Raw genomic sequence first — 16,583 nt, forward strand, 5'->3', positions numbered from 1 at the left:
AGACCCCGCACCGAAGATGATCCGGGCCATGGCACACACACTGTCCGCGAACGATGTTCGCCGCACCCTTGGCGAGCACCTGCTGGTCGACGGCTTCCCGATCGTCCTCGACCTCGAGAAGTCCCAGGGCACAACTCTGGTCGACGAAGCCACCGGTGACACCTACCTCGACATGTTCACGTTCTTCGCGTCCAACGCGTTGGGGATGAACCACCCCGGCATCACCCAGGACGCCGAGTTCAAGGAAGAACTGCTCACCGTGGCCCTGAACAAGCCGAGCAACTCCGACGTCTACACCGTCGCGATGGCCCGGTTCGTGGAGACGTTCGCCCGGGTGATGGGCGACCCGGAGCTTCCGCACTACTTCTTCATCGAAGGCGGCTCGCTCGCCGTCGAGAACGCGCTCAAGGTGGCGTTCGACTGGAAGTCCCGCTGGAACGAGGCGCACGGCATCTCCCCCGACCTCGGGACGAAGATCATGCACCTGACCGGGGCCTTCCACGGGCGCTCCGGCTACACGATGTCGCTGACGAACACCGACCCCAACAAGGTCGCCCGCTTCCCCAAGTTCGACTGGCCGCGCATCACGTCGCCCTACATCGCCGACGACCGCGACGTCCCCGCGCTGGAGGCTCAGGCACTCCGCGAGGCCGAGGCCGCGTTCGAGGCGAACAAGCACGACATCGCGGGCTTCATCATGGAGACAGTCCAGGGCGAGGGCGGCGACCACCACTTCCGCCCCGAGTTCTACGCCGCGATGCGCGACCTGGCCCACTCCCACGATGCGCTGTTCATCCTCGACGAGGTGCAGACCGGCGGCGGCATGACCGGTAAGCCCTGGGCCTACCAGCACAAGTCCATCGAGCCCGACGTGGTGTCCTTCGGCAAGAAGATGCAGGTCTGCGGCCTGACCGCCGGCGGGCGCGTCGACGAGGTCCCCGACAACGTGTTCCAGGTCTCCAGCCGCATCAACTCCACCTGGGGTGGCAACCTCACCGACATGGTGCGGGCCCGCCGGATCCTGGAGATCATGGAGGCCGACCATCTGATGGAGAACGCCAGCGCCCTCGGCGACCATCTGGTCGGACGCCTCGCGGAGCTCGCCGCCAAGCACGACGTCATCTCCAACCCGCGCGGCCTGGGCCTGATGTGCGCGGTCACCCTGCCGAACGGGGCGATCCGCGACGAGATCCTGAAGCGGCTGATGGCCGACGAGCACATCATCATGCTGGGGTGCGGTGAGCGCTCGCTGCGCGTCCGGCCGCCGCTGACCGTCACCCGAGAGGACCTCGACCGCGCGATCGACGCCATCGACCGCGTCGTCGCCGGCCTCGATCGCTGAGTCAAGGAGGACCGCCATGCTCGACACGCACGGGCTGCGCGCGGCGTTCGCCCGCTCGCTGTCCGCCATGTACGGCACCGAGGTGCCCGCCTACAACACGCTCGTGGACGTCTCCACCGCGGTCAACCGCGACTACGTCGAAAAGCACCCCGAGACCGCCGAGCGGCTCGGCCGCATCGACCGGGTGACGGCCGAGCGGCACGGCGCCATCCGGGTCGGGACGGCCGACGAGCTGCGCCGCGTCGCGCATATCTTCGCCGCCCTGGGCATGTCCCCCGTCGGCTTCTACGACCTGCGCGGGGCTCAAGAGACGTCGCTGCCCATCGTCTCGACCGCCTTCCGCCCGACGTCGCCCGAGGCGCTCGCGCTCAACCCGTTCCGGGTGTTCACGTCCGTCCTGGTCACCGACGACCGACGCTACTTCGACGAGGAACTGCAGGCCGAGCTCGACACCTTCCTCGCCGGCAGGACGCTGTTTCCGGACGAGGTCGTCGACTTGGCCGCCGAGGCCGAGAAGGCCGGCGGGCTCGGCGACGACGACGCCGAGCACTTCCTGCGGATCGCCACGGCCTGCTTCGAGCTCTCCGACGAGCCCGTCGACCGGTCCTGGTACCGGCGGCTGGCAGGCATCTCCGGGGTCGCGGCCGACATCGGCGGCGTCACCACCACCCACATCAACCACCTGACACCGCGCGTCCTCGACATCGACGACCTGTATCGCCGCATGTCGGAGCTCGGCATCACGATGATCGACGAGATCCAGGGGCCGCCCCGTTGGGAGGGCCCAGACGTCCTCCTGCGGCAGACGTCCTTCAAGGCGCTCGCCGAGCGGCGCCGCTTCCGCGAGGAGGATGGCTCCGTCGCCGACGGAACGCTGTCGGTACGGTTCGGCGAGGTCGAGCAACGCGGCATCGCGCTCACCCCGGCCGGCCGCGACCTGTACGACCGCATGATCCTCGACGTCGACGAGCTGGCCGCCGGCCGCGACCCCGCCGGGCGCAACGACGCCAAGCTGGAGGTCTGGCGCCGCAACCTGCCGGCCGACGAGGACGGCCTCGCCGAGCGCGGGCTGGCGTTCTTCACCTACGCGGTCGCTCACGACCTGCCCGCCGGCGAGCCGCCGGCCGACCTGACGAGCCTGGTCGCCGACGGCTGGCTGGTCCGGACGCCCATCGTCTACGAGGATTTCCTGCCGCGGTCGGCGGCCGGCATCTTCGCGTCCAACCTGGACGACACGGGCTCCCGCGACAGCGAGCGGGAGGGCTCGCCCCGCGACGAGGCCTGGTTCGCCCAGGCGATGGGACGCGAGGTGCACGACCCCATGAAGCTCTACGCCGAGCAGCAGGCGCGTTCGTTGTCGGACGCGGCTGGCACGCTGGGCATCACGATCGACGCCGAGGAGGCCACCCCATGAAGACCAACGACGACCTGATCGACCTCGCGCGCGAGGCGCTGGGAAAGCTCGGCGCCGACGAGGAGCTGTTCGTGCCCGACTCGGCGCTGGGGGCACGCTCGCCGCTGAGCGGGCAGCAGCTCTTCGGCGTCCGGCAGACCACCCCCGACGAGGCCGGGGAGGCCATCGGACGGGCCCGCGACGCGTTCACGCAGTGGCGGCTGACGCCCGCCCCGGTGCGCGGCAAGCTCGTCAAGCGGCTGGGAGAACTCATCAGCGAGAACGCCGAGACGCTGGCCACCCTGGTGACCATCGAGGCGGGCAAGATTCGCAGCGAGGCGCTGGGCGAGGTGCAGGAGATGATCGACGTCTGTGATCTGGCCGTCGGGTTGAGCCGGCAGCTGTACGGCAAGACGATGCCGTCCGAACGGCCCGGCCATCGCCTGCAGGAAACCTGGCACCCGCTCGGCGTGGTCGGCGTCATCTCGGCGTTCAACTTCCCCGTCGCCGTGTGGTCGTGGAACACCGCGGTGGCGCTCGTGTGCGGTGACACGGTCGTGTGGAAGCCGTCCGAGCTGACGAGCCTGTGCGCCATCGGCTGCCACACGCTGCTGCGCCGCGCAGCACGCGACGTCGGCGCGCCCGAGGACGTCCACCAGCTCGTGTTGGGCGCCCGCGAGGTCGGCGAGATCGTGGTGGACGACCCCCGCGTCGCCCTCGTCAGCGCCACCGGCTCCACCCGGATGGGTCGCGAGGTCGGCCCGCGGGTGGCCGCGCGGTTCGGGCGCTCACTGCTCGAGCTCGGCGGCAACAACGCGGTCATCATGACCCCGAGCGCCGACAAGGATCAGGCCGTGAACTCGATCGTGTTCGCCGCCGCCGGCACCGCCGGCCAGCGTTGCACCAGCATGCGCCGCCTGATCGTGCACGAGTCGATCGCGGACGAGGTGGTCGCCAAGATCGCCGCCGCGTTCCACACGTTGCCCATCGGCGACCCGTTCGAGAGCGGCACGCTGGTCGGCCCGCTCGTCCACGAGGACGCCTTCGAGACCATGCAGAAGGCCCTCGGCCGCGTCGGCGAGATCGGCGGCGAGGTGGTGACCGGCGGCGAGCGCGTCGACACCGGCATGGGCGGCGCCTGGGTGCGCCCCGCCCTCGTCCGGGTGCCGAAGCAAGAGGGCATCATGCTGACCGAGACGTTCGCGCCCATCCTCTACGTCGTCACCTATGCCGACTTCGACGAGGCCCTCGCGCTGCACAACGCGGTCCCGCAGGGCCTGTCCAGCGGCATCTTCACCACCGATCAGACCGAAGCCGAGCGCTACCTGTCGGCCGAGGGTGCCGACACAGGCATCGCGAACGTCAACGCCGGAACGTCGGGGGCGGAGATCGGCGGCGCGTTCGGCGGTGAGAAGGAGACCGGTGGCGGCCGCGAATCGGGCTCGGACGCCTGGCGTTCCTACATGCGCCGCGCGACGAACACGATCAACTACTCCGGCCGCGTCGAGCTCGCCCAGGGCGTGAACTTCTCGGCCTGACGGGGCGCCACAGGCCCCGGTGGGCGCCCGCTACGCGCGGGTGCTTCCGCCGGGGCTCGCGTCTCCCCCGGACCGCTCGGACGGCTCGGCGCCCACCTCGTCGCGCACGGCATCGTGATCGCCGGAGGCATGCCCGGCACCCTTGCGGAACGGCAGGACGTGCATGATCGCGACGACGACGGCGCCCACGATGAGTCCGCCGACGGCGGAGCAGAGCGTCTCGACAAGCCAGCCCAGGAAGCCGCCGACGCCGGCGACGTGCGCGGCCGGCTCGGCGAGGTGGTGCACCAGCTGGTAGGGCGCGTGCCAGCCGAGAGTGTCCGCTCCGACCAGCAGGATGTGGCCGCCGACCCACAACATCGCGACGATGCCCACGCCGGACAGGACGTTCATGATCTTCGGCATCGCCGAGACCAGAACGCGGCCCGCCCGCTGCCTGAATGTCGAGTCGGTCTCGGTCATGGCCAGGCCGATGTCGTCCAGCTTCACCAGCAGCGCGACCACGCCGTAGACCAGCGCGGTGATGACGAGCGCGACGATGATGAGCGTGACAGCGCGCGGGATCAGCGGCTCGTTGGCGACCGAACCCAGGGAGATCACCATGATCTCGGCGGACAGGATGAAATCGGTCCGGATCGCGCCGCTGACCATCGTGTCCTCGTAATCCGGGCCGCGCTCGGCGGCCGGCGCCTCAGCGGCTTCCTGGCCGTGACCGGTGACGGCCTCCCAGACCTTCTCGGCACCCTCGAAACACAGGTACGTGCCGCCCAGCATCAAGATCGGCGTCAGCAGCCACGGCACGAACTGGCTGAGCAGCAGCGCCGCAGGGAGGATGAAGACGATCTTGTTCCGCAGGGATCCCTTGGCGATCTTCCAGATGATCGGCAGTTCGCGGGCCGGGCTGAAGCCCTGCACGTAGCGCGGCGTCACCGCTGTGTCGTCCACGACCACGCCCACGGCCTTCGTGCTGGCGGCGCTGGCCATCTTGGCGATCATCGCGACATCGTCGAGCAGGGCTGCGAGTCCACCGGCCACGGGAATCCTCCAGGTTCGGGTGCCTTGGGCTGCCCGCCGTGCGACGGCAGACGAGCGCAGCCTACCGCCCCCAGGCCGGGCGAGGGGGAGCTGTCCCCCGCCCGGGCCGCGTCCGCTCAGCGGCGCAGGTGCTTCGCCTTCTTCGGCACCGTCAGCGTCGCCACGACCGGCATGTGGTCGGACGCGATGGTCGGCACGACCTTCGCCCTCCGCGCCGTGACGTCGGGGGTGGTGAGCACGTAGTCGATCCGCCCCTTGGGGTTGTCGCTGTCGAAGGTGTAGCCGGGGCCGCGTCCGACCATTGGCCAGACATCGCGGAGGTAGGCGGTGTACGTGCCGTACTCGGCCGCCTCCGGCCCCGCGTTGAGGTCGCCGACCAGGATGGCCGTCTTTCCGGACGCCTGGACGATTCCGTTCACGACCTGCGCCTGCGCGACGCGTCCGGGCTGGCTGTTGTGCGTCAGGTGCGTGTTGTAGAAGCGCACCTGGGCGCCGCGCACGCTGATGTCGGCCTGCGCCAGCCCGCGCTGCTCCCCTCCCGGGTGGTTCGGCAGCGGGGTGTTGCGGCAGTTGCGCAGCTTGTAGACCGACAGGATCGCCGTGCCGTACTGCTGACGCTTCGTCCGACCGGCGACCGGCGGGTTGTCGAGGTTCGCGCTGAAGCACACGTTCATGCGGAGCCGGCGCGCGAGCTCGTCGGCCTGATCGGCGAAGCCCGAGCGGGCGCCCCAGTGGTTGTCGACCTCCTGCAGCCCGATGACGTCGGCGTGCGTGTCCTCCAGGACGGAGGCGATGCGCTCCAGGTCGAGGACGCCGTCGGCGCCTTGGGCGTGGTGGATGTTGTAGCTGACGACGGTGAGGGGACGCGCCGGTCCTTGGGCTCGCGCCTCGGCCGCAGGGGCGGGAGCGAGGGTGCACGCGGCGGCGGTGGCGAACGCGATGGCGGCCGCGACGATGGGACGTGGCATGGCGGGGTGCCTTTCGAGAGGGGGCGGGCGTTTCCATCTAAGTGGCCGCCGATGTCGGCCGCGTTGCCAGGAGCGGACGCGCCGTCGACACCTCCATGACGACAGGGGGCCGTCGCGCCCGTTGCCGGGGGTGGCGCCGCGTGTCACGCTGGGTCGCATGTGCCGCAACATCCGTCCCCTGTTCAACTTCGAGCCGCCCGCCCAGCCCGACGAGGTGCGCGCCGCCGCGCTGCAGTACGTGCGCAAGATCAGCGGCATGACGAAGCCGTCCCAGGCCAACCGGGCCGCCTTCGACGCCGCCGTCGACGAGGTCGAGGCCGCGACGCAGCGGCTCGTCGACGCGCTGACCACGGCCGCGCCGCCGAAGGATCGCGATGTCGAGCGGGCCAAGGCGCGAGCCCGCAACGAGTTGCGCTTCGGCAAGGCCGCCACCGTCTGAGGCACGTCACGGCGTCGGCGGTCGCGTCCGTCGCCCGCGAGACCGTCGCGACGCCTCCCCCGCGGCACTAGGGTGCAGAGCATGACGAACGTGGTGTTGACGGTGATCGGGACGGATCGACCCGGTCTGGTGTCCGCCCTGGCGGCGGCCGTGGCGGGCAACGGCGGCAACTGGCTCGAGAGCCGCTTGGCGCGGCTGGCCGGCAAGTTCGCCGGCATCGTGCTCGTGGACGCCCCAGAGGACGCCATCGACGCGCTCGGCGCCGACCTCGATCGCCTGGGCGACAGCGTCCACCTCGCCGTGTCGGTCACACGCACCGATGCCGAGGAGACTGCCGAGGTCTTCGAGCCGACAACGAGCGCGGGTCCCCGCCTCGTGCTGAGCCTCGTGGGCGACGACCAGCCCGGCATCGTCCGCGACATCACCGAGGCGATGGCCGGCCGGGGCGTCACCATCGACGAGTTCACCTCGACCACGAGCGACGCGCCGATGCACGGCGGGCAACTGTTCCGCGCCGACGCGGTCGTCCGGCTCCCGGATTCGGTGGACGTTGACCAGCTGATCGGGCTGCTGGAGGGCGTCGCCACCCACCTCATGGTCGACCTCGAGATCGCCCCCGAAGAGCCTCAGGACGCCTGAGCGGACGCCGCGCGGCACCTCGCCCGGCCGGGCGGCTGTCAACACGGGCTCGACCGGAGGCGGTGTCCCCGGGCGTCGGGACGCCCTGTGACCGGGCGCACCGGGAACAATGGAGACGAGCACCACAACCCCCGAGGAGTTCTGTGAAGACCAAGGCCAAGCTGACGCACGCGTACGAGACGGCGACCGTCATCGACTTCGACGATGACTCCAAGTTCGTCTTCTTCAGCGACACGCACCGCGGCGACGGCAGCAAGTCGGACGAGTTCGCGCGCAACAAGAACCTCTTCAACGCCGCGCTCGCCCACTACGACGCCGAGGGGTTCGCGCTCGTCGAGGCCGGCGACAACGACGACCTGTGGGAGTTCAAGTACCGGCACATCCTGCGCGCCAACCCGCAGACGTTCGAGCAGTTGCGCCGCTTGTTCCTCCAGGGCCGGTACTACCGGTTGTACGGCAACCACGACCTCGACCTGCGCGACCCGGCCGTGGTGAAGGAAAGCCTATCCCGGTGGTACGACCAGTTCACCGACAGCTGGCACGACCTGATGCCCGGACTCGTCGTCCACCAAGCCCTGCTGTTCCGTCACCGGGAGACCAACCAGGAGATCCTCACGGTTCACGGTCACCAGGGCGACTTCTCAAACGATCAGAACTGGCGGATGACCCGCCTGTCTTTCCGGTTGTTCTGGCGCTACCTGCACGCGTTCGGGTTCAACTCCCCGTCCAGCCCGGTGCGCAACAGCTTCAAGCGGCACAAGGTGGAACGGAACTTCGCCAAGTGGATCCGCGACAACCGCGTCCCGTTGATCTGCGGGCACACGCACCGCGAGCGCTTCCCCCGCCGCCACGATCTGCCCTACTTCAACACGGGCGCCGGGACCTTTCCCGACTCGATCACCTGCCTGGAGATCTCCGGCGGGACGATCGCGCTCGTGCGCTGGCGCGTCGAGCCGGATTCCGCGGGCTACCTGCACGTCGCCCGGTCGGTCATGGCGGGGCCGCAGCCGCTGGCGACGTACGACCTGCGCGACTCCGAGGAGAAGACCCTCGCCGAGAGTTCCAAGGGCCGCCGCATCCGTCCGCAAGAGGACCCTCTCGCCGCCTCAGACGAGCCCCGTTCCCGGCGCCGGCCGACCTTCACCCACTCGACCACCTAAAACGACGCATCGAGAGCCTCAGCCGTCGGCGGCCTGGACGACCGTCGCGCTCGGCCGCACGACTCCTCGGAGCGCCGCAAGACCAGGACCGAGGGCGCAGGCTCAGTTCAGTCGGCTCAGCTCAGCCGGAGGTCGGTCATGCAGCTCGCGCCGTCGGCACCGCTGTTGAACGGTGCGGTGCCCGTCTTGCCGTCGTAGCTCACCTGGACGGTGCCGATGGTGTCGGCCGGCAGCCAGAAGCCGGCGAACCCGTTGTCGTAGGTCGTGACGTCCTCGTCGACGAGCTTCTTGCCGGCCTGATCGGTGATCGTCACCTTCAGGGGCTTGTCGACGAGTTCGCCCTGGCAGGAGGCGAGGTTGTGGTGGAAGCAGTCGTGGGTCTGGGACACGAAGGGCGCGACCGACAGGTAGAACTGCCCCTCAGGCAGCGCCTTCGTCACGGTTCCCTGGTCGTCGGTGAGCACGAGCTCGTGCCCACGGACCGATCCGCTGACCTGGTTGCGGTCCTCGTTGGTGCGGTCGAGCCGCTCGATGATCTGCTTCGTGTCCAGTCCCTCGAGTCCGTGGCGGTTCAGGACGCCGTCGTCGTTCGCCACGGGCGTGGATGACGCCGCTGACGCAGCGCCCGGTTGGGCCGCCGGGGCAGAGCACCCCGTCACCAGGCCCGCAGCGATCAGTCCGGCCAGCAACGCACGGCGCATCTTCTGTTCCCCTCGTGGCGATTTTCCTCGGTGCCGCCATCCTAAAGTGATCGCCCTTCCCACTTCAGGCGAACAGCGAAGAAAAGCCCCGCCTCCGGCGGCGGAGACGGGGCGTCGGCGGGGTTCAGCGGGCGCTCGCGACCGCCTTCTTGTAGACGCTCAGCAGCGCCTTGCAGTTCTTCGTGGGCACCAGCCGCATGCCGTTGAAGCGTGCGGTGCCGCTCTGGCAGCGCACGACAGACTCGGCGAGCCGCTCGTGCGGATCGGACAGCCAGGCCTTCATGTCACCGTTCCAGTTGGACGCCGGGCTCGGCACCGACCAGAACGAGCCGTTCGTCTTGTACCCGAGGAAGCGGTAGAGCTGCTTGCGGTAGGCGTTGGTGGTGCGGAAGTCGACGTGGTGCACGAGCTCGTGCGCGGCCGTCTGCGCGATCTCCTTGGTGGGGACGCGCGGGTCTGCGTAGACCACGATCGTGTTGGCGGCCAGGTTGCTCTCGCCGGCCGTGGCCCAGTCGCGCGTCGTGACGCAGGCGCGCCGGGTGGTGAGCCTGCTGTAGTTGACGCCGAACAGCACCTTCGAGTTCACGATGCCGCGGCACGAGGGTTTGGCCTTCGGCTTCGCCTTCATCGCGGTCTTGGTCGTGGCCTTCGCCCCGACCTGGCTCGAGGCCGTCGTGTTCGACTTGGCCGCTTGGGCGGTCTCGGTGGCGAGCGTCGTCCCGGTCGACATGACCACGGCGACGGCCATCAGCGACGCCCCAAACGTACGAAGGTTCAGCATAAGAACTCCCTGTTGGTCCCAACGCGATCACCCTCTCAATCGATGTTGAAAAAAGGGCAAGTGGGACCGGCATTCCAGCTGAAAGTTGGCAAAGAATCGGTTAGCGACACTCGCTGCTCACCGGGAGGTCACCGTGCTGTCGCCTACCCGCCGTCAGGACTCGTGTTCCGCCCCGAAATCCTGGTCCATCTCGAGGGCGGGGAAGGCTCCCTTCGGCTGCATGCCGACGGGCTTCGCGGGCACCCCGGCAACCGTCGTGTGCGGCGGGACGTCGTGCAGGACCACGCTGCCGGCGCCGATCCGAGCGCCCTCGCCGACGCGGATGTTGCCCAGCACCTTGGCGCCCGCGCCGATCATGACGCCACGGCCGATCTTGGGGTGCCGGTCACCGCCCTGCTTGCCGGTGCCGCCGAGCGTGACCTCGTGCAGCATCGAGAAGTCGTCCTCGACAACGGCAGTCTCCCCGATCACGACGCTCGTCGCGTGGTCGAACAGGAGCCCCTTTCCGAGCTTCGCTCCCGGGTGGATGTCGACGGCGAACACCTCCGAGATGCGGCTCTGCAGGTAGAGCGCCAAGGGGTGGCGGTCGTTCGTCCAGTAGTGGTGGGCGACCCGGTGCGCCTGGATCGCGTGGAAGCCCTTGAAGTAGAGCAGCGGCTGGGAGTAGCCGCGGCTGGCGGGGTCGCGCGTCACCACGGCCTGGAGGTCGGCGCGGACGGCGTCCTGGATCGAGGGCTCGTGGCCGAACACGTGCATGATGACCTCGCGCAGCGTGAGCGCCGAGAGCACCGGGCTCTCCAGCTTGCTCGCCAGGAGGTAGCCCAGGGAGTCCTCCAGCGAGGAGCGCCCGAGGATGATGTTGTTGAGGAAGCCGGCCAGTTTCGGTTCCGCCCGGGCGTCTTCGGCCGCCTCTGCCCGGATCGATTCCCAGATGGTGTCGTCGTCGCGATGCGCCATGTCGCAAAGCTACCAACGCGTCCCGGGGCGAACGGTGATCTCGTCCCGGCGTGGGACGTGAGAGATTGAGGCCATGACGGATCTCTTCAGCCAGCCCAGCGTCGTCCGGCTGCGTCCGGCGCTCGACGGCGTCCCGGCCTACGTCTCCGGCAAGCCGGCGGCCCCGCTTCCCGGCGTGACGACCTACAAGATGAGCTCGAACGAGAACCCGTACCCGCCGCTCCCGAGCGTCCTCGAGGTGATCGCGCGCGCCGCGTCCGTCATCAACCGCTACCCCGACATGAACAACGTGGCCCTGAAGGCGGCGATCGCGACGTCCTGTGCGCGGCGGGCCGAGAACATCGTCGTGGGGCCGGGCTCGACCGGCGTGCTCGCGCAGATCATCCAGGCGACCTGCGACGCCGGCGACGAGGTCGTCTTCGCGTGGCGCTCGTTCGAGGCCTACCCCATCCTCGTTCAACTGGCCGGCGCGGTCCCGGTGCAGGTGCCGCTGACGGACACCGGTGACCACGACCTCCGCGCGATGGCCTCGGCTATCACCGCCCGGACGCGCCTGGTGCTGCTGTGCTCGCCGAACAACCCCAGCGGCACCGTCATCTCGGACGCCGACGCGCGCGCGTTCCTCGCCCAGGTCCCGCCGTCCGTCGCCGTCGTCCTGGACGAGGCGTACGGCGAGTTCGTGAGCGACGAGGACGCCGCCGACGGGCTCAGCCTTCAGGCGGACTTCCCGAACCTCATCACGGCCCGGACCTTCTCGAAGGCCTACGGCCTGGCCGGACTGCGCGTCGGCTATGCGGTCGCGCACCCCACGCTGGCGGAGGCGTTCGCCAAGACGGCGATCCCGTTCGGGGTGAACGTGCTGGCGCAGGCGGCGGCCGTCCACTCGCTGTCCGCCGCGGACGAGTTGGCCGAGCGCGTCCGGCAGCTCATCGCCGAGCGCGAACGGGTGGCGGACGCCCTGGCGCTGCAGGGCTGGCGCCTCCCCCGCTCCCAGGCGAACTTCGTCCACTTCCCCCTGGGGGAACAGAGCGCGGCCTTCAACGACGCCTGCGACGCCGCCGGGCTCGTCGTCCGCCTCTACGGCACCGACGGCGTCCGCGTGACCATCAGCGAGCGCGAGGCCAACGACCGACTGCTCCAGGTGGCGGACGCCTTCCTCGCCGGCCGCTAGCCGCCCGCAGGCGCACGCGGCGGCGTCCGGCTCAGCACCGCCGGCCGCAGGACGCACGGCGAGGGCCCCCGAGCGAACTCGGGGGCCCTCGCAGGTCGTCAGCGTGGACGCCTGATCACATGGCCAGCGCCTTGACGATGAACAGAACGGTCGTCAGCGAGAAGATGGCCAGCGCCGGCGGGTCGATGTGGGTGTCTCCGCGGGCGTTCATGAGGCGGGACAGGAGTTCGCCCCACAGGCCGGAGACCGCGCCCATGACCGCACCGATCAGCGTCGCGATGACCATCTGCGTCATCGTGGCGTCGCCGATGCTGCCGCCCTGGGTCATGATCTGCAGCGAGATGACGCCTGCCAGTGCGGCGATCAGGGTCATGTGGTGCGTGACCGGGGTCTTCAGGCCGCAGGTCAGGAAGGTCAGGGTCAGCGCGGAGACGGCCCAGCCGATCAGGAAGGCCTTGCTCTGGATGATCTCGTTGCCCGGGTAGTTCACCACCAGCCAGATCGCGCCGAAGGCGAAGATCATGCCCGACGTGAAGCCGTGCCCGGCGGACAGGCCCCAGCGCTCCTGGTGCTCGACCCAGTGGCTGCCATCGTCGAGGACGAGCGGGCGGCCGTTCGGGAACGGGCCGAAGACCTTCTTGCTCGCCTTGCCGAACATCATGCGGGCCACGACGTGCGAGATGACGACGGTCAGGGCGACGGTGTCGGTCCAGCCGATGGCGGTGCCGTCGTTGGTGGACAGCACGGGCACGAGGTGCAGGACGCGCTCGAACAGGTAGCCGCCCATGCCGAAGACGCCGGCGACGGCGAGGACGTCGAACTTGGCGAGGCCGGCCAGTGGGCTGACCACGTCACGGCCCGACTCCATGTAGCCCTTATAGGCCGCGTATGCCGAGCCGGCCGCGCCGCCCGCCCACGCGATGTGCGGGCCGAAGATGGGGCCGAAGGCGACCGTGTCGATGAAGGCGCCCGCCATGGCGTTGTCGCCGCCGGTGGCCAGCAAGCCAGCGAGACCGAACAGGTACGCGAAGCCCGTCAAGATGAAGGCCGTCTGGGGGCCGATCGCGGCTCCGAAGGCTCCACCGCCGAAAGCCACCAGGAGCCACAGGATGTTGATATCCACGTTGATATACCCTCTCGTCGGCGCGTCAACGATGTCGCGCGATTCTGTGCCATGCCCCCTTGTCCCGCCGAGCCTCGCCGCCCGGGACCTCGGGTCTCACATCGGAAAGGTAACACCGCGCCCGGAGCGATGCACGCAGAGACACCGCACGTTTTCTCACAGCCTCCAGATCCTCCGCATGACGGTCCGGTCAGCGGGGAAACGACCTCGCGACAAGGAACAATGCCCCTCCCTGTGGAATGTCGGAGGCGCCCGTTAGCCTGCACCTCATGTCGAACCTCACCGCCAGCCAGGCCCTGTCCGTCCTGCGCCGCCTCGTCGGACGCGACGACGCTGAGTTCCGTGCCGGCCAACTTGAGGCGATCGAGGCGCTCGTCGCCCGGCGGCAGCGCGCCCTGGTGGTGCAGCGCACCGGGTGGGGCAAATCGGCGGTCTACTTCGTGGCGACGGCGCTACGCCGCGAGCAGGGCGCCGGGCCGACGCTGATCGTCTCGCCGCTGCTGGCGCTCATGCGCGACCAGATCGCAGCCGCCGAGCGAGCAGGGGTGCGGGCCATGACGATGAACTCGGCGAACGCCACCGACTGGGACGAGGTCGCCGCCGCGATCGACGACGACGCCGTGGACGTCCTGCTGGTCAGCCCGGAGCGGCTGAACAACCCGGCGTTCCGCGCGGCCCAGCTGCCGCGGCTCGCCGCCACCTGCGGCCTGCTCGTGGTGGACGAGGCGCACTGCATCAGCGACTGGGGCCACGACTTCCGGCCCGATTACCGCCGCATCCGCGACCTTCTGACGGAACTGCCGCAGGACACCCCGGTGCTGGCCACGACGGCCACCGCGAACGAGCGGGTGGTCGCCGACGTCTCCGAGCAGCTGGGCGCCGGCGGCCGCGATGTGCTGACCGTGCGCGGTGGCCTGGCGCGCAACTCGCTGCGGCTCGGGGTGCTGCGGCTCCCCTACGCCGAGACCCAGCTCGCGTGGCTGTCCACGCACCTGGCCGACTTCGAGGGCAGCGGCATCATCTACGTGCTGACTGTGGCGGCCGCCGACGATGTCGCCCGCGCGCTCAGCGAGGCCGGCCACAACGTCCGCGCCTACACGGGCCGCACCGACACCGCGGAGCGTCAGCAGCTCGAGGACGATCTGCGAGGCAACCGGCTCAAGGCGCTGGTCGCCACAAGCGCGCTGGGCATGGGGTTCGACAAGCCCGATCTGGGGTTCGTGATCCACGTCGGTGCGCCCAGCTCCCCGGTCGCCTACTACCAGCACGTCGGACGCGCCGGTCGCGCCACCGAGCGCGCGGACGTCTTGCTGCTGCCGAGCGCGGGCGACGAGGACATCTGGCACTACTTCGCGACGGCGTCCATGCCGCGCGAAGAGCAAGCGGCCGCGGTCATCGGCGCGCTCTCGGCCGCGCCAGGGCCGCTGTCGACCGCCGCCCTCGGGACCGCCGTCGATGTACGACGCACCCGGCTGGAGCTGCTGCTCAAGGTGCTCGACGTCGACGGCGCGGTCGAGCGGGTGCGCGGCGGCTGGATCGCAACCGGGCGACCGTGGACCTACGACGCCGAGCGCTACGAGCGCATCTCCGCGGCGCGCGAGCGCGAACAGCAGCTGATGCTCGCCTACGAGCGCACCGACGAGTGCCGCATGGCGTTCCTTCAGCGGGCGCTCGACGACCCTCAGGCGCAGCCCTGCGGCCGCTGCGACAACTGCGCCGGGCCGTGGTACGACGCCGAGCTGCCCGAGGGCGCGGTCGCGCGGGCCCGCACCTCGCTGCACAGCCCGGGCGTCCTGGTGGAGCCGCGCGGGCTGTGGCCCACGGGCGTCGATCGGCTCGGCGTCGAAGTGAAGGGCAAGATCGACCCCGGCCTGCGCGCCGAGCCCGGCCGGGTGCTGTCGCGCCTCACCGACCTAGGCCTCGGCCAGCGACTGCGGACGCTGCTGGACGGCCCCGACGCCCCGGTCCCTGATGAGTTGGCGCGGGAATGCGCGCTCGTCCTCCGGGCCTGGGACTGGGCCGAGCGGCCGACGGCCGTCGCCTCGATCCCGTCGCGGCGGCACCCCCAGCTCGTCGCGACGCTGGCCGCGGGCCTGGCCCGCATGGGACGCATGGCCGATCTCGGCCCGCTGGAGCTGCGGCACGGCGGCCCGACAGGTGAGCGCGGCGGCAACAGCGCCTTCCGGCTGGCCGGCGTCTGGGGACGCATCGTCGCCGGCGACGACCTGGGCGGGCGGCTCGCCGGTCTGGACGGCCCCGTGCTGCTCGTGGACGACCTCATCGACTCGCGCTGGACGATGACCGTCGCCGCGGCCGAACTCCGCCGCGCCGGCGCGCCGGCCGTGCTGCCGTTCGCGCTGGCCATGGCCGCCTGATGCCCCGCTCGCCGCTGCCGCAGCGCGACGGTGTGGACGCCCAGTGGGTCCGCACGCCCGATCGCGTGCCGGGCCACGAGCCTCCCTGGGCGACCATGCGCGCCTACCTGCGGGAGCGTCTCGCGGAGGGGGCGCCCGTCGACGCGATGCTGGCCGCCGGCGAGATCGTGGACGGCCGCGGACGTCCGGTGGCGCCGGCGGAGGCGTATCGCCCGCACACGGTGCTGTGGTTCCACCGCGAGCTGCCGCCGGAGCCGCCGGTGCCCGGCCGGCTCGAGGTGCTGTACCGCGACGAGCGCATCGTCGTCGTCGACAAGCCGGCGTTCCTTTCCAGCACGCCCCGGGGTGGACACATCCGCGAGAGCGCGGTGGTGCGGCTGCGGGTGGAGCTCGGCCTTCCGGAGCTCACCGCCGCCCACCGGCTCGACCGGCTCACCGCGGGGGTGCTGCTGCTGACCACGGCCCGGCGCTGGCGCGCCCCCTACCAGCAGCTTTTCGCGACCCGCGGCGTCCACAAGACCTATGAGGCGCTGGCGCCCCGCCTCGAGGGCCCGTTCCCCCGCACGGTCGCGAACCACCTGGCGAAGCCGCGCGGGTCGCTGATCGCGGTCGCCGTGCCCGGGCGCGCACCCAACGCCGTGACCCGGGTCGAGGTCGCCGAGGGCCGCGGTGGCCTCGCGCGGTACCGCCTCACGCCGCTGACCGGGAAGACCCACCAGCTGCGGGCGCACCTCAGCGGCCTGGGCGCGCCGATCCTGAACGACCCGCTCTACCCCGTCCCGGGCGAGGACGCCGACGACTTCTCGCGTCCGCTCGCCCTCATCGCCCGGGAACTCGCCTTCACCGACCCGGTCGACGGCACCCGGCGGGCCTTCCGCAGCGGCGCCTCGTTGCCGTGGCCACCCGCACCGTCCCGGAATCGCGGTTGTCGCGGCTGACGCCCTCGCTTAGGGTGCCGAGA

15 protein-coding genes are annotated in these 16,583 nt (G+C 70.5%); 9 read left to right on the top strand and 6 right to left on the bottom strand.

Annotated features, from left to right (window positions below; all coding sequences use genetic code 11):
- The first annotated feature begins 28 nt into the window (after positions 1–28).
- From lat to amaB, 3 genes are read left to right on the top strand one after another with little or no spacing between them, the layout of a single operon-like run.
- Entirely contained in the window at positions 29–1,342 is a 1,314-nt protein-coding gene (gene lat, locus BN1187_RS08285) for an L-lysine 6-transaminase (protein ID WP_218184621.1), read from the top strand.
- 16 nt (positions 1,343–1,358) lie between these two features.
- A complete protein-coding gene (gene hglS / locus BN1187_RS08290; protein WP_040160780.1) occupies positions 1,359–2,756 on the top strand; it encodes a 2-oxoadipate dioxygenase/decarboxylase in 1,398 nt (465 codons plus the stop codon).
- Positions 2,753–4,273, top strand: coding sequence for an L-piperidine-6-carboxylate dehydrogenase (gene amaB, locus BN1187_RS08295; protein ID WP_040160782.1), 1,521 nt, complete (start codon positions 2,753–2,755; stop codon positions 4,271–4,273). The genes hglS and amaB overlap by 4 nt, the downstream gene beginning before the upstream one ends.
- 30 nt (positions 4,274–4,303) lie before the next feature.
- Here amaB and BN1187_RS08300 read toward each other — a convergent pair whose 3' ends face one another.
- Positions 4,304–5,308 carry a DUF808 domain-containing protein gene (locus BN1187_RS08300; RefSeq protein WP_072042023.1) on the bottom strand — a complete coding sequence of 335 codons (1,005 nt, stop codon included), beginning with the start codon at positions 5,306–5,308 and terminating at the stop codon, positions 4,304–4,306.
- 116 nt (positions 5,309–5,424) lie between these two features.
- The gene (locus BN1187_RS08305; RefSeq protein WP_040160784.1) at positions 5,425–6,276 is read right to left on the bottom strand and encodes an endonuclease/exonuclease/phosphatase family protein; all 852 of its coding nucleotides are present in this window, start codon (positions 6,274–6,276) and stop codon (positions 5,425–5,427) included.
- A 157-nt stretch (positions 6,277–6,433) separates the two neighbouring features.
- Between BN1187_RS08305 and BN1187_RS08310 the strand changes: the two genes are divergently transcribed.
- The 3 genes from BN1187_RS08310 (at position 6,434) to BN1187_RS08320 (ending at position 8,514) form a co-directional block, all read left to right on the top strand.
- Positions 6,434–6,715, top strand: a complete 282-nt coding sequence (locus tag BN1187_RS08310; RefSeq protein ID WP_040162704.1) for a DUF2277 domain-containing protein — start codon at positions 6,434–6,436, stop codon at positions 6,713–6,715.
- Positions 6,716–6,796: 81 nt separating this feature from the next.
- Positions 6,797–7,354: a glycine cleavage system transcriptional repressor gene (locus BN1187_RS08315; protein ID WP_040160786.1), complete on the top strand. Its 558-nt coding sequence runs from the start codon at positions 6,797–6,799 to the stop codon at positions 7,352–7,354.
- Positions 7,355–7,497: 143 nt separating this feature from the next.
- Positions 7,498–8,514 carry a metallophosphoesterase gene (locus BN1187_RS08320; RefSeq protein WP_052462518.1) on the top strand — a complete coding sequence of 339 codons (1,017 nt, stop codon included), beginning with the start codon at positions 7,498–7,500 and terminating at the stop codon, positions 8,512–8,514.
- 116 nt (positions 8,515–8,630) lie between these two features.
- Here the strand turns inward: BN1187_RS08320 and BN1187_RS08325 are convergent, their stop codons facing one another.
- From BN1187_RS08325 to cysE, 3 genes are all read right to left on the bottom strand, one after another.
- The gene (locus BN1187_RS08325; protein WP_147675098.1) at positions 8,631–9,110 is read right to left on the bottom strand and encodes a CueP family metal-binding protein; all 480 of its coding nucleotides are present in this window, start codon (positions 9,108–9,110) and stop codon (positions 8,631–8,633) included.
- Positions 9,111–9,339: 229 nt separating this feature from the next.
- Positions 9,340–9,996: a hypothetical protein gene (locus BN1187_RS08330; protein ID WP_147675099.1), complete on the bottom strand. Its 657-nt coding sequence runs from the start codon at positions 9,994–9,996 to the stop codon at positions 9,340–9,342.
- Positions 9,997–10,149: 153 nt separating this feature from the next.
- Positions 10,150–10,953 (bottom strand): serine O-acetyltransferase, encoded by an 804-nt coding sequence (cysE, locus tag BN1187_RS08335; protein ID WP_040160793.1) that lies wholly within the window; start codon positions 10,951–10,953, stop codon positions 10,150–10,152.
- A 73-nt stretch (positions 10,954–11,026) separates the two neighbouring features.
- Here cysE and hisC point away from each other — a divergent pair, with 73 nt between their 5' ends.
- Positions 11,027–12,124 (top strand): histidinol-phosphate transaminase, encoded by a 1,098-nt coding sequence (gene hisC, locus BN1187_RS08340; protein ID WP_040160795.1) that lies wholly within the window; start codon positions 11,027–11,029, stop codon positions 12,122–12,124.
- A gap of 115 nt (positions 12,125–12,239) precedes the next feature.
- On the opposite strand, the gene BN1187_RS08345 is transcribed toward hisC, so the two are convergent.
- Positions 12,240–13,247: a DUF7973 family transport facilitator gene (locus BN1187_RS08345; protein ID WP_052462519.1), complete on the bottom strand. Its 1,008-nt coding sequence runs from the start codon at positions 13,245–13,247 to the stop codon at positions 12,240–12,242.
- A gap of 269 nt (positions 13,248–13,516) precedes the next feature.
- Between BN1187_RS08345 and BN1187_RS08350 the strand changes: the two genes are divergently transcribed.
- Entirely contained in the window at positions 13,517–15,622 is a 2,106-nt protein-coding gene (locus BN1187_RS08350) for a RecQ family ATP-dependent DNA helicase (RefSeq protein WP_218184622.1), read from the top strand.
- Positions 15,623–15,717: 95 nt separating this feature from the next.
- A complete protein-coding gene (locus BN1187_RS08355) occupies positions 15,718–16,560 on the top strand; it encodes a pseudouridine synthase (protein WP_390620226.1) in 843 nt (280 codons plus the stop codon).
- Positions 16,561–16,583 lie beyond the last annotated feature (23 nt).

Source organism: Nigerium massiliense (assembly GCF_000826085.1).
GTDB lineage: Bacteria > Actinomycetota > Actinomycetes > Propionibacteriales > Propionibacteriaceae > Propioniciclava > Propioniciclava massiliense.